This is a genomic window from Streptomyces sp. NPDC007917 (genome assembly GCF_042959105.1).
GTDB lineage: Bacteria > Actinomycetota > Actinomycetes > Streptomycetales > Streptomycetaceae > Streptomyces.
On sequence record NZ_JBIBKK010000002.1, the window covers coordinates 515,546 to 528,814 of the forward strand.

The 13,269-nt window shown below is 72.3% G+C and carries 8 protein-coding genes; all 8 read left to right on the forward strand.

Annotated elements, in window-relative coordinates:
- Positions 1–74 precede the first annotated feature (74 nt).
- The 8 genes from ACFZDL_RS05120 (at position 75) to ACFZDL_RS05155 (ending at position 13,266) form a co-directional block, all read left to right on the forward strand.
- Positions 75–1,553: a sugar transferase gene (locus ACFZDL_RS05120; protein ID WP_353591999.1), complete on the forward strand. Its 1,479-nt coding sequence runs from the start codon at positions 75–77 to the stop codon at positions 1,551–1,553.
- Positions 1,554–1,635: 82 nt separating this feature from the next.
- The gene (locus ACFZDL_RS05125; protein ID WP_353592000.1) at positions 1,636–2,964 is read left to right on the forward strand and encodes a nucleotide sugar dehydrogenase; all 1,329 of its coding nucleotides are present in this window, start codon (positions 1,636–1,638) and stop codon (positions 2,962–2,964) included.
- Entirely contained in the window at positions 2,954–4,234 is a 1,281-nt protein-coding gene (locus ACFZDL_RS05130) for a glycosyltransferase family 4 protein (protein ID WP_353592001.1), read from the forward strand. Before ACFZDL_RS05125 ends, ACFZDL_RS05130 begins: the two co-directional genes overlap by 11 nt.
- Positions 4,231–5,598 carry a Wzz/FepE/Etk N-terminal domain-containing protein gene (locus ACFZDL_RS05135; protein ID WP_353592002.1) on the forward strand — a complete coding sequence of 456 codons (1,368 nt, stop codon included), beginning with the start codon at positions 4,231–4,233 and terminating at the stop codon, positions 5,596–5,598. Before ACFZDL_RS05130 ends, ACFZDL_RS05135 begins: the two co-directional genes overlap by 4 nt.
- Positions 5,595–7,121 (forward strand): Wzz/FepE/Etk N-terminal domain-containing protein, encoded by a 1,527-nt coding sequence (locus ACFZDL_RS05140; RefSeq protein ID WP_353592003.1) that lies wholly within the window; start codon positions 5,595–5,597, stop codon positions 7,119–7,121. The genes ACFZDL_RS05135 and ACFZDL_RS05140 overlap by 4 nt, the downstream gene beginning before the upstream one ends.
- A 3-nt stretch (positions 7,122–7,124) precedes the next feature.
- A complete protein-coding gene (asnB, locus tag ACFZDL_RS05145) occupies positions 7,125–9,059 on the forward strand; it encodes an asparagine synthase (glutamine-hydrolyzing) (protein ID WP_353592004.1) in 1,935 nt (644 codons plus the stop codon).
- 17 nt (positions 9,060–9,076) lie between these two features.
- Positions 9,077–11,293, forward strand: coding sequence for a bi-domain-containing oxidoreductase (locus ACFZDL_RS05150; protein ID WP_353592005.1), 2,217 nt, complete (start codon positions 9,077–9,079; stop codon positions 11,291–11,293).
- Positions 11,290–13,266: an alginate lyase family protein gene (locus ACFZDL_RS05155; RefSeq protein ID WP_353592006.1), complete on the forward strand. Its 1,977-nt coding sequence runs from the start codon at positions 11,290–11,292 to the stop codon at positions 13,264–13,266. The genes ACFZDL_RS05150 and ACFZDL_RS05155 overlap by 4 nt, the downstream gene beginning before the upstream one ends.
- The last annotated feature ends 3 nt before the right edge of the window (positions 13,267–13,269 follow it).

Here is a 13,269-nt window from a genome sequence, read left to right on the forward strand (position 1 = left end):
AGGCGGGGGCCTCCCGAGGGGGAGCAACAGTGTGAGGCGAACACGTCGAAACCACTGGGGACCTGGGGGGTTCTGTGCTGCAAGGGGGATTAGTCAGCCCGTTTCCGTCGGAGCGCGGGCGTCTGGCGAACGGGGCGATCAGTCGGCCCGCGAGTGACTGGGAGCAGCGGTACCGCCGTACCGTGATCACCAGCGATACCGTGGCCACCGCCGTCGTGGTGGCGGCGATCGGCAACTTCTTCGGGGCTCGGGACGCTGCCAACTGGCACGAGAAGTGGGGAATTCTCGCATTCGGCACCGAACTGCTGGTGCTGGGCGCGCTTGCGGTGAGCCGGTCGTGGGCTCCGGCCGTGCTCGGCCAGGGCGCTGAGGAATTCCGCCGGCTCGGACGCTCGCTGTTCATGGCGACCGTCGTACTGGCGCTCGGCGGGATCGCCCTCACCTCGCGCAACATCAAGCTCTGGATCTTCGTCGCGATCCCCGCGATCGCGCTCGTCACCATGAGCGCGCGGTATCTGCTGCGCCTCTCGCTGCACAAACAGCGGAAGGAAGGACGGTGTCTGCGACCGGTGCTCGCTGCCGGGAGCCTGGCCACCGTGCGCGACCTGATCACCCGGACCCGCAAGTACCCGCACCTCGGCTGGCGGGTGGACGCGGTGTGCACGACGGATGGTCTCGGACTCGACGGTGACCAACTGGACGGAGTGCCGGTGGTCGGCCGGCTGGCGGACGTCGCCAAGCACGTCCACCACGACGGCTACCGTGTCGTCGCGGTCACACCGGACCCGCACTGGTCACCGGACCGGCTGCAGCGGCTGGCCTGGAACCTCGAAGGCAGCGACGCCGAGATGGTCGTGGCCCCGGTGCTGATGGAGGTGGCCGGCCCGCGGCTGCACGTCGACGCGGTGCTCGGGATCCCGCTGCTGCGGGTCAGCATGCCGACCTTCACCGGGGGCCGCCGAGCGGTCAAAGGGGTCGTCGACCGGATGGGCGCAGCGATCCTGCTGATGCTGTTCGCGCCGCTGATGGTGTTCGTCGGGCTGCTCGTGCTGGTGGACAGTCGGGGTGGGGTGTTCTACCGCCAGCGCAGGGTCGGCAAGGACGGCCGCGAGTTCACCATTCTCAAGTTCCGCACCATGGTCGCCGGGGCTGACAGAGCGCGTGCCGAGCTGGCCGACCGCAACGAGGGCGCAGGGCTGCTGTTCAAGCTCCGCCGGGACCCGCGGGTGACCCGGGTGGGAGCAGTGCTGCGCCGGTACTCGATCGACGAGCTCCCACAGCTCTTCAACGTGCTCACCGGATCGATGTCGCTCGTCGGCCCGCGGCCTCCGTTACCGGAGGAGTCCGCTGCGTACGACCCGGACATCCGGCGGCGGCTGCTGGTCAAGCCCGGGCTCACCGGCCTGTGGCAGATCAGCGGACGCAGCGACCTGCCGTGGGAGGAGGCGGTCCGGCTGGACCTGCGGTACGTGGAGGACTGGTCGCTCGCCCTGGACACAGTGATCTTGTGGAAGACGCTGCGTGCGGTGGTCCAGGGGCAGGGGGCCTACTGATGTGCGGGGCGCCGGAGGGGGGATGTCCCGCCGGCGCTCGGACCGCAGGCCGCAAGGGCCTGCCTGGGGGGAGGAACGAGTCATGAGAGTCAGTGTTTTCGGGCTCGGCTACGTGGGCTGCGTGTCGGCCGCGTGCCTGGCCAGCATGGGTCACGAGGTCATCGGGGTGGACGTGAACCAGGTGAAGGTCGACCTGGTCAACGCCGGCAAGGCCCCGGTGGTCGAGGAGCGGATCGGCGAGCTCATCGCCGAGGTCGTGCGGACCGGGGCGTTACGCGCCACCGGCGACGTCCGCGAGGCGATCATGGGAAGTGAGGTGTCGCTGGTCTGCGTGGGCACGCCGTCGGAGCCCAACGGCAGCCTGTGCACCACGTACCTGGAGCGGGTCACCGAGCAGATCGGCGCCGCGCTGACGGACCGCGGTGGGCGCGGTGGGCGGCGGCACACCGTCGTGTTCCGCAGCACCATGCTCCCCGGCACCTGCCTGAACCTGCTGGTGCCGATCCTGGAGAAGTACGTCGGCGGCACGGCCGGGGTGGACATCGGGGTCGCGGTCAACCCGGAGTTCCTGCGCGAGGGCACGAGCGTGCGGGACTTCTTCGACCCGCCCAAGACCGTCATCGGCGAGCTCGACCCGGCGAGCGGCGATGCGGTGACGGCGCTGTACGACGGCTTGCCCGGCGAGGTGTTCCGGGTGCCGGTTCCGACGGCCGAGGCGATCAAATACGCGGACAACGCGTTCCACGGCCTCAAGATCGGCTTCGCGAACGAGCTGGGCGCGGTGTGCCAGGCGCTCGGGGTGGACTCGCACCAGGTGATGGACGTGTTCCTGGCCGACCGCAAGCTGAACATCAGCCCCGCCTACCTGCGGCCCGGCTTCGCCTTCGGTGGCTCCTGCCTGCCCAAGGACCTGCGCAGCCTGGTCCACGCGGCGCGGCGGGCCGACGTCTCGGTGCCCATCCTGTCCCACGTGCTGTCTTCCAACTCCGACCATCTGCAGCGCGCTGTGGACCTGGTCGAGCGCACCGGCAAGCGCCGGGTCGGCCTGTTCGGGCTGTCCTTCAAACCCGGCACCGACGACCTCCGCGAGAGCCCGCTCGTCGAGCTGGCCGAAAGGCTCTTCGGCAAGGGGTACGACCTGCGGATCCACGACGCCAACGTGAGCCTGTCCCGGCTGATCGGCGCGAACCGCGAGTACATCGAGAACCGGCTGCCGCACCTCGCGCAGCTGCTCGCGGACTCCGTCGACGAGGTGCTCGAGCACGCCGAGGTGTGCCTGGTCGGGACCAGGGATCCAGCCGTGCTGTCGGCCTTGCCGCATGGCGACGGCCCGGTGATCGTCGACCTCGTCCGCCTTCCCGACGCCGAGGCGCGCCGGGCCGAACCGGGGTACATGGGCCTTGCTTGGTGACACATCGTTGGGTGAAACGGTCAGCGGCGGCCGGCCGAACCGGCGCGCGCTGATCCTGGTGGAGAACCTGTCGGTGCCGTTCGACCGGCGCGTGTGGCAGGAGTGCACGACGCTGCGCGACGCGGGCTGGAAGGTGCACGTCATCTGTCCCCAGGGGACGAAGCGGGACACGGAGCCGGAGGCGGAGATCGACGGGGTGCGGATCCACCGCTACCCGTTGCGCGCGGCCACCGGAGGGCCGGCCGGCTACCTGCGGGAGTACGGATCGGCGTTGTGGCATACGGCCCGGCTGGCCCGGAAGGTCGGCCCGGTCGACGTGGTCCACGCCTGCAACCCGCCCGACCTGCTGTTCCTGCCGGCCCTGTGGCTGAAGCGGCGCGGCGCGCGGTTCGTCTTCGACCAGCACGACCTGGTGCCCGAGCTGTATCTCTCCCGGTTCGACCGCGGCAAGGATCTGCTCTACCGCGCCGTGTGCGCGCTGGAGCGGCGGACCTACCGGGCCGCGGACGTCGTGCTCGCCACGAACGAGAGCTACCGGGACGTCGCGGTGCGCCGTGGCGGCCGGCGGCCGGAGGACGTCTTCGTGGTGCGCAGCGCACCCGCCGTCGACCGGTTCCAACCGGTGCCTCCCGAGCCGGAGTTGAAGCGCGGAAAGCCTCATCTGCTGTGTTATCTGGGCGTCATGGGCCCGCAGGACGGCGTCGACTACGCCTTGCGGGCCCTCGCGAAGCTGCGCGACGAACTCGGGCGGACCGACTGGCATGCGGTGTTCGTCGGCGGCGGCGACGCCTTCGACGCGATGGTGGAGCTGTCCCGGCGGCTCGGGCTCTCGGAGCAGGTGCAGTTCACCGGGCGCATCCCGGACGCCGACCTGGTGCGCTACCTGTCCACCGCGGACGTGTGCCTCTCCCCCGACCCGCGTAATCCGCTCAACGACGTGTCGACCATGAACAAGGTCCTGGAGTACATGGCGATGGGCCGGCCGATCGTCTCGTTCGACCTGAAGGAGGCGCGAGTCTCCGCCGGTGACGCCGCCGTCTACGCGCCCGCCAACGACGAGGCCGAGTTCGCGGGGCTCATCGCGCTGCTCCTTGACGATCCGGAGCAGCGGGCCCGGATGGGCAAGATCGGCCAGGAGCGGATCAGCGGGCCGCTCTCCTGGCGGAACTCCCAGAGATCCCTGCTCGCCGCCTACGCCGCCGCCTGCCGTGACCACACTTCGGCGTCGGCGGGCGACCCGGACCGGGCAGGGAGGAAGCCGCGCCGTTGAGCGATGACACGATACGCCTGGTCACGATCGGGCGGATTATCCGTCGGCGCTGGCGGCTTCTCACCCTCCTCGCCGTGGTGGGCGCGCTGTTCGGCTACGGCGCCTCAGTGCTGTTCCCGCCGCGCTACACGGCGTCGGTGTCGGTACTGCTGCCGGGGCAGTGGGAGGAGCGCGAGCTGCTGACCCAGGCGGAGATCGCGACCAGTTCGGTGGTGGTCGACCGCGTGGCCGCCGCGCTCGGCTGGAGCGGGGTCGGCGGCAGCGAGCTGCGGGACCGGGTGAGCGCCAAGGCCGCCGACGGGAACATCATCAAGGTCTCGGGCACGGCTGACACACCGGAGCGGGCGCAGCGGCTCTCCGACCAACTGGCCCACCAGTTCGTCACGTTCGCCGCGCGGATCAACGGCGTCGACACCGACCCCGACGCGGCGGCGGGGCCCGAGGCACTGCGGCAGAAGGTGGCGCAGACCAACCGCCGCATCACCGAACTGGCCAACGCGGCCGCTTCGGGGCAGACCGTGGAGAGCGTGCAGGCCCGCACCGAGCTGGAGAAGCTGCGCACCGCGCTGCAGGAGGCCATGAAGAAGCTGGAGGAGGCCGACCCGGCGGCCAACAAGGCCAGCATGGTCGTCATGGGGTCGGCGGCCCGGCCGACCGGCGAGGCACCGCCGACGAGGACGCAGCTCATCGCCGGCGGGGCGGTGTTGTTCTTCCTGCTCGCGGTCATCGGCCATCTCACCGCCGCGCGGGTGAACCGCAGGCCGCGCGCCGGACCGGAGATCGCCGCGGCGCTGGGCTCGGCGCTGCTGGGCACCGTCGACGTGCCCGGAGAACGGTCTGAGCACCGGCCGGAGGACCGTGGTCCGCGGGCCCGGTTCCGCCGGCTGCTCGGCATGGACTCTCGGTGGGACGTACCGACCCCGCGAACGTCCGGCGACGAGGCCAGCAGGCGGGTCCGCTACCGGCGGGTATGCGCCCGCCTCCGGCAGAAGGTGCCGGGCCCCCGGCGGCTGCTGGTCGTCGTACCGGACGGCGACGGGATCGCCCGCCGGGCCGCCGGGCAGCTCGCCACCGAGGCCGAGGGCGACCTGCTGCTGCGCGTGGTGGGGGTTCCGGTGTCCCGGCCGCTGGTGCCGGACCGCGACACCGAGTCCGGGGCCCTGGTCGTGCTCAGCACGGGCAACTGGACCACGGGGGAGCTCGCGGGCATCGCCGAGGCGTGTGCGGACGCGGGGCACCAGGTCGTCGGCGTCGTCGTCGCCGACGCGGTCCGGGCCGGTTCGACGCGTACCGCCGACCAGCCTCCGCGGCACGCCACGCCGACGGTCGCGGTCGGCGACGAGGCGAGGGGCGGTGCGGCGTGACGACGAGCGGGACTTCGGAGCCACAGGCCGCCGCTCCCCTGATCGACCTGCGGGCGCTGGTGGTGGCGGTGCGCAGGCGCCGCCGCCTCTGGTCCTCCCTGGCGCTCCTGGGGCTGCTGATCGGCGCCGCGGTGGCGGTCCTGCTGCCGCCGCCTCCGACGGCGATGACCAAGCTGCTGGTCGCGCACCAGGAGGACCAGCCGAACGACATGGGAACGCTGATCCGCACCGACGTCGAGCTGCTGCAGACCACGCGGATCGCGGACAGGGCGCTGCGGATCCTCAAGTCCCAAGAGGACCCGGAGGACTTCATGCAGGACTACCGGGGCGCGGGTCTGACCAACAATCTGCTGCAGATCACGGTGACGGCTGACAGCGACGCGAAAGCGCTGGCCCGGGCCAAGGCGCTGGCCGACGCGTTCATCGCGGACCATGTGAGGCGGATGCGGGAGGCCGCGAAGGCCGAGGCCGACGGGCTGCTTGCCCAGCGGGACCGCATGCGGGGCGAACTCGCCAAGGTCAACAAGGAGATCGGAGACCGGTCGCCGGAGAGCGACCCGAAGACGTCGGCGAGCATGGAGTCGCTCTTCGCCCGCCGGGCCGAGCTCAACTCGCGGATCGCCGATTTCGACCAGCGAGCCGAAGAGGCGCGGGTCGGCACGCCGCGGCTCATCGCCGGCACCCAGATCGTGGACGCCCCGCGCATGGTGCCGCACTCCCTGCCCAAGGCCGCCGCCACCAACGCCGCGATCGGGCTCGCCCTCGGGCTGTTCCTCGGACTCGCGCTGGCCGCGGTCGGCGCGGTGGTGGCGGACCGCCCCGTGCTGCGCCGGGAGATCGCGGTGAACCTGGGCGCCTCGGTCATCGCGGAGCTGCGCGCGCCCCGCAGGACGGCCGGGCCGTGGCAGCGCCGACGGAGCCGCGCGGCGAGCGAACGGCTCACCACGACCCTGGCCCGCACCGTGCGCGGCTCCGCGGAACCGGTGTCGCTGCTGGAACTGGGCTGTGCGCGCAGCACGAGCGTGATCGCCCTGAACGTCGCCAGGGCGCTGGCGGAGGAGGGGCCGGTGGTCGTCGTCGACGGTCTGCCGGGACCGCAGCTGTCCAACCTCCCCCAGAAGCCGGGAGACCCGGCCGTGGTCAGCGGCGAGCGTGCCGCGGCCGCGCCGCACCAGGGGCGCCGGCTCGGCGTCGGCTCGGTCGCGCCCGGTACGGCGTGGACCGACCTCCAGTACCTCGGGAGCCAGACCGTGCTGGTCGTACGTGCCGGACACGGCAGCGCCACATGGCTGCACACCGTGGCGCGGCAGCTCGCGGACCAGCACATTCCGGTGATCGGCGTGGTGCTGATCGACCCCGATCCGCGTGACCGGACCGACGGCACGCTGTGGGACGGACTGCACATCGCACTGCGGGGCCACAGCGAGCGGCTGGCCCGGCAGAACGGGACGGGCCAGCCGCGGACGGAGCGGCTGCCGATGAAGGCCGCACGCGTCCCGGACATCGACCAGGAGGCACGGTAGGACATGTGTGGCATCGCAGGCACTTACCGGTGGCCGGACGGGAAGGCCGTGACCGACCGGCTCACCGAGACCCTCGCCCACCGCGGTCCGGACGGGGCGGGCCGGTACGGCCACCCCGTCGGTGATGGCGAAGTGCAGCTCGGGCACCGCCGACTGGCCATCGTCGACCTGTCCGAGACCGGCGCCCAGCCGATGGTCTCGGACGGCCTCGCCCTCACGTACAACGGCGAGCTGTACAACGCGCCCGAGCTGCGCGCCGAGTTGCGGGCCGCCGGGGTGCGCTTCCGCGGTACGTCCGACACCGAGGTGCTGCTCGAGGCATGGCGGCGCTGGGGCACGGACTGCCTGCCCCGGCTGCGCGGCATGTTCGCGTTCGGGATCTTCGACGAGCGCACCGGCGACCTGGTGCTCGCCCGCGACCAGCTCGGCATCAAGCCGCTGTTCCTGCTCCGGCGCGGCGCGGGCCTGGTGTTCGCCTCCGAGCTCAAGGCGCTCGCCGCCACCACCGGCGGGTCGCTGGAGGTGGACCACGCGGCGCTGGTGGCCTCGCTGCTGTACTACTGGGTGCCGGACTCGCGCTGCGCGTTCCGCGAGGCGGAGAAGCTGCCGCCGGGGAGCTGGCTGCGGTGCGGGCCCGACGGCCGGGTGGAGCGCGGCCGGTTCTGGCACCTGAAGGACGTCGCCGCCGAGGGCCGGGAGCGGGCCCAAAGCGGCGAGCAGCCGGACCTGGCCGCCATCGTCGAGGAGTCGACCCGGCGCCACCTGCTCTCCGACGTGCCCGTGGCGACCTTCCTCTCCGGCGGTCTCGACTCCAGCTATCTGACCGCGCTGGCGGCCCGCCACCAGCCCGGGATCTCCGCCTACACGATCGGGTTCCGCGCCGAGGACGCCAGGTTCGAGGCGATGCCGGACGACCTGCGCTACGCCCGGCAGGTGGCCGAGCGGTTCGGCGTCGACCTGCACGAGATCGAGATCGCTCCGAACGTGCTCGACCTGCTGCCGCAGATGACGTACCACCTGGACGAGCCGATCGGCGACCCCGCCGCGATCAACACCTTCCTGATCTGCTCGGCCGCCCGGGAGGCCGGGGTCAAGGTGATGCTCTCGGGGATGGGCGCCGACGAGCTGTTCGCCGGTTACCGCAAGCACCTGGCCAACCTGCTGGCGCTGCGCTACCAGCGCGTCCCGCGCCCCCTGCGGCGCGGCCTGTCGGCGACCGTGGACCGGCTGCCGGTCGCCTCGGCCCGCCGGGGGTACCGGTCGGTGCGCTTCGCGAAGCGGTTCCTCTCCTTCGCCGATCTGCCGGAGGAGACCGCGTTCCGGCGCAGCTACACCATGTACGACCAGGACGAGCTGCTCGCCCTGATCGACCCGGACCTGGCCCAGACGGTCGAGGACGTGCTGACCGAGCACGCGGACGTCTACCAGGACAACGACCTCGACGACTTCGTCAACCGCATGTGCCTGGGCGACGCCCGGATGTTCCTGCCGGGTCTGAACCTCACCTACACGGACCGGTCGAGCATGGCCGCGTCGACCGAGGTGCGGGTGCCGTACGTGGACGTCGAGGTGGTCAGGGCGGCGTTCGCCGTGCCCGGCGATCGCAAGATCGTCGGTCGGCAGGGCAAGGCCGTCCTCAAGGAGGCGGCCGGCTCGGTCCTGCCCCGGGAGATCGTGTACCGGCCCAAGGGTCTGTTCAGCGCCCCGCTGCGCGCCTGGATGAGCCGGGACCTGGCGCCGCTGGTGCGCGAGGTGGTCAACGACGGTGTGCTCGTCAACTCCGGGTTCCTGCGCCGCGACGCGCTCCAGCGGCTCGTCGCCGAGGACGCCGCCGGGCAGCGGGACTTCTCCAAACATCTGTGGCATGTGCTGACCCTCGAGTACTGGTACCGCGGCGCGACCTCCGGGCCCGGCCAGAACTCCCCCTTGACGGCGTAGAGACAAGAGGACTTCGGGTGAAACAGGTTGTGCAGAACTACAAGAGCGGTGAGCTGGCGCTGCTCGACGTGCCGGTGCCGGGGTGCAAGCCGGGGGGTGTGCTGGTCCGCAGCGCCTACTCGCTGATCTCCACCGGGACCGAGCTCATGAAGGTGTCCGAGGCCGGCATGTCGATGCTGGGCAAGGCCCGCTCCCGCCCGGACCAGGTGGCCAAGGTCATGCAGAGCGTGGCCACCAACGGGGTGCCCGCCACCTACCGCAAGGTGATGGGCAAGCTGGACTCCTACTCGCCGCTCGGCTACTCGCTGTGCGGGGTGGTCGAGCAGGTCGGCGCCGGGATCGACGACGTGGCGGTCGGTGATCTCGTGGCCTGCGCGGGCAACGAGCACGCGCTGCACGCCGAGCTGAACTGGGTGCCGAAGAACCTCTACGCCCGGGTGCCGGACGGCCTCGCGCCGCAGCACGCGGCCTTCGGCACCGTCGGGTCGATCGCGTTGCAGGGCGTCCGCCGCGGCGAGCCGCAGCTCGGTGAAGTGGCGCTGGTCATCGGCCTCGGGCTGATCGGGCAGCTGGTGGTGCAGCTGCTCGCCGCCTCGGGAGTCCGCGTCGTCGGCGCCGACCCCGACCCGGTGCGCTGCGAGCTCGCCGAGCGCCTGGGGGCCGCGGCCTGCGGCGACCCCGCCTCCGCGGCCGTGGAGGCCGCCGTCGCCGAGCTCACCGGAGGCCTGGGCGTGGACCAGGTGTACCTGGCGGCCGGTGGCGGCAGCAACCAGCCCGTCGAGCTGGCCGCCCGGCTGAGCCGGGACCGCGGCCGGGTCGTCGACATCGGCAAGTGCCGCCTTGACCTGCCGTGGAACGCGTACTACGAGAAGGAGCTCGACGTCCGGTTCTCCCGCAGCTACGGCCCCGGGCGCTACGACCCGGAGTACGAGCTGGAGGGGCGCGACTACCCGATCGGCTATGTGCGCTGGACGGAGCGCCGCAACCTGGCGTGTTTCCTCGATCTCCTGGCCCGTGGCAGCGTCGATGTGGAGCCGCTGGTCTCCCACGTCGCCGACTTCGACGACGCCGTCGAGACGTACCAGCGCCTGAAGGACGGCGACCTGAAGGCCGTGGCCGTGCTGTTCCGCTACCCCGGCCAACCCGGCCGGGCCGTGGAAGCGGTGGCCCCGGCGGTGGCCGTGCCCGCGGTGAGGCGAGGCGGCGGCGGAGCTTCCGTCCCGGACCGGGCCGCCGGGACGCCGGTGCGGCTGGCGTTCGTCGGCGCGGGAAACTACGCGACGTCGATGCTGCTGCCGCACCTGACGCGGCGCGACGGTGTCGAGTTGGCGACGGTCGTCACCACGACGGCGCTGTCCGCGGCCAACGCGCAGCGGAAGTTCGGCTTCGCCGAGGCGACCACGGATCTCGACGCCGTGCTCGGCGACAAGTCCATCGACGCGGTGTTCGTGGTCACCCGGCACAGCTCGCACGCCGAACTGACCCGAAAGGCACTGCTGGCCGGCAAGACGGTGTTCGTGGAGAAGCCCCTGGCCCTCACCGAGGACGAACTGGCCGGTGTGCTCGCTGCGGTGGAGGAGTCCGGCAACGACCGGCTGCAGGTGGGCTTCAACCGCCGGTTCGCGCCGCTGCTGCAGGAGGCCAGGAAGCGGTTCGGCGCCCGGACCGGTCCGGCGAACCTCCGCTACCTGGTCAACGCCGGCCGGCTGGAGCACGGCAGCTGGTACCTCCGACAAGGCAGCGAGGGCTCACGGTTCACCGGCGAGGGCGGGCACTTCATCGACACGGCGAGCTGGCTGCTCGATGCGGACCCGGTCTCCGTGTACGCGGTCGCCGCGTCCGGCAACGAGGGCAGCGATGACATTCAGGTCGTGCTGCGCTACCCGGACGATTCCACCGCCACCATCAGCTACGTCACCACCGGCGCGGCCGGCTTCCCCAAGGAGACGCTGGACCTGGTCGCGGACGGCAAGGTGCTGCGGTTCGACGACTTCGTCCGTGCCTCGCTGTTTGTGGACAAGGGGGCCGGCCGTAAGCGGTGGGTCAGTTCGCGGCTGCCCAAGGCCCGGGACAAGGGCCAGTCCGCCGAGCTGGCCGCGTTCGTCAAGGCCGTACGGACCGGCGGGCCGATGCCGGTGCCGCTGGAGTCGCTGGTCGCCACCACGGCGGCCACCCTCGCCGTGCAGACCGGCCTGGCGGGCGGCGTGCCGGTGACGTTGGCGAGGACGCGATGACGGTGAGCTCGGGGAGTCCGGGCTGGTACCTGCGGCGGCTGTCCCGGATGGGACCGCGGGAGGTCGGCGGTCGCGCGGTCGACGCGGTGCGCAGGCGGCGGTGGCGGTCGGCACGGCCGGACTGCCCGAGCGTGACCGGCGCCCGGTTCACCGCGGTGCTGCCCGCCGGGGCGATCGCCGCGGTGTCGCCGGACGCCGCGAAACGCCTCGTCGCCGAGGCGGACCGGCTGATGGCCGGGCACGCCGAGTACTTCGGGGTGGTCCGCGACGACCTGGTCGACCCGGACTGGTGGTACGACCCGAAGACCGGGCGCCGGGCTCCCTGGGGCTACGCCTTCGACGTGCCGTACCGGAACGAGGACGCGGTCGGGGACATCAAGCAGATCTGGGAGCTGTCCCGGCACCAGTACCTCACCCAGCTCGCCGCCGCCTACGCGATCACCGGGAACGAGCGGTACGCCGAGCGGGTGGCCGAGCACCTGCGGTTGTGGTGGGCGGCCAACGCGCCGCTGCGCGGGGTGCACTGGGTCAGCGGCATCGAGCTGGGTATCCGGCTGCTGTCCTGGGTGTGGATCCGCCGGCTGCTCGACGGCTGGCCGGGCGCGGCCGAGCTGTTCGAGGGCAACCCGGTGGCGCGCAACCAGATCTGGCACCATCAGCGCTGGCTGGCCGCCTTCCCCAGCCGGGGGTCCTCGGCGAACAACCACATCATCGCCGAGGCCGCCGGGCAGTTCGCCGCGGCCTGCGCGTTCGACTGGTTCCCCGCCTCGGCGCACTGGCGGGCCGGTGCGCTGCGGTCGCTGGAGCGGCACCTGCGGAGCAACACCTTCCACTCCGGCCTCAACCGCGAGCTGGCCACCGAGTACCACGGACTGGTGCTCGAACTCGGCCTGGCCGCGGTGGCCGAGGCGGATGCCGCCGGGGTGCCGGTCCCCGCGTCGATCCGGCTGGTGCTGCTGCGGATGACCGACGCGCTCGCGGCCATCGTGGACAACCGGCTACGGCCGCCGCGCCAGGGGGACGCGGACGACGGGCACGGTCTGGTCGTGGACGGCGCGGACACCGACCGCTGGGCCTCACTGCTGGCCACCGGGGACGCCGTGTTCGGCCGGCTCGGCTGGTGGCCGGCGGTGACCGGCACCGATGTGCGCACCCCGCTGCTGGCCGCGCTCGTCCGGCCGTACTCGAGAGACGAAACCGCACCGGCCGTGATCCGCCCGGCCGCCCGGCCGGCCCACTTCGCCGACGCGGGGATGACCATCCTGCGCGGTCCGGAGGAGATCTGGTGCCGCTGCGACGGCGGTCCGCACGGGTTCCTGTCCATCGCCGCGCACGCCCACGCGGACGCGCTGTCCGTGGAGGTCCGCCACGACGGGGTCGACGTGCTCGCCGACCCGGGGACGTTCTGCTACCACGGGCAGCCCGCGTGGCGGCAGTACTTCCGGTCGACCCTCGGCCACAACACCCTGCAATGGGACGGCGCTGACCAGTCCGTCTCCGGCGGCCCGTTCCTGTGGACCCGGCACGCCCGCAGCCGCGTCCTGGTCGCGGACACGCCCGACGCCTCCGGCGGGGGGACGGCCCGCTGGTGCGCCGAGCACGACGGCTACCAGCGCGCCGTGCACCGCCGCCGGGTGGAGCTGACGGCCGCGGCCAAGGAGCTGCGGGTGGTCGACGAGGTCCGCGGCGATCGCGGGCCCGTGCGCCTGGCGTTCCACCTCGGCCCGGCGATCACCGCGGACCTGGTGGGAGACCGGGCACAGCTCACCTGGACCCGGGACGGCGAGGTCCGCTCCGCGGAACTCGACCTGCCCGGGCAGCTGTCCTGGCAGGCGCACCGCGGCGAGAGTGACCCGCCGCTGGGCTGGTACTCCGCGGGCTTCGGGCGCAAGGAACCCTCCACCACGCTGGTCGGCACCGGCCTCGCCGACGGCGCGCAGGGGTTCACCACCGTACTCAGGTTCCGCGGCTAGGGG

Coding starts and splice junctions, on each gene's coding strand:
- ACFZDL_RS05125 (WP_353592000.1), top strand. CDS start 1,636: ATGAGAGTCAGTGTTTTCGGGCTCGGCTACGTGGGCTGCGTGTCGGCC.
- asnB (WP_353592004.1), top strand. CDS start 7,125: ATGTGTGGCATCGCAGGCACTTACCGGTGGCCGGACGGGAAGGCCGTG.
- ACFZDL_RS05155 (WP_353592006.1), top strand. CDS start 11,290: ATGACGGTGAGCTCGGGGAGTCCGGGCTGGTACCTGCGGCGGCTGTCC.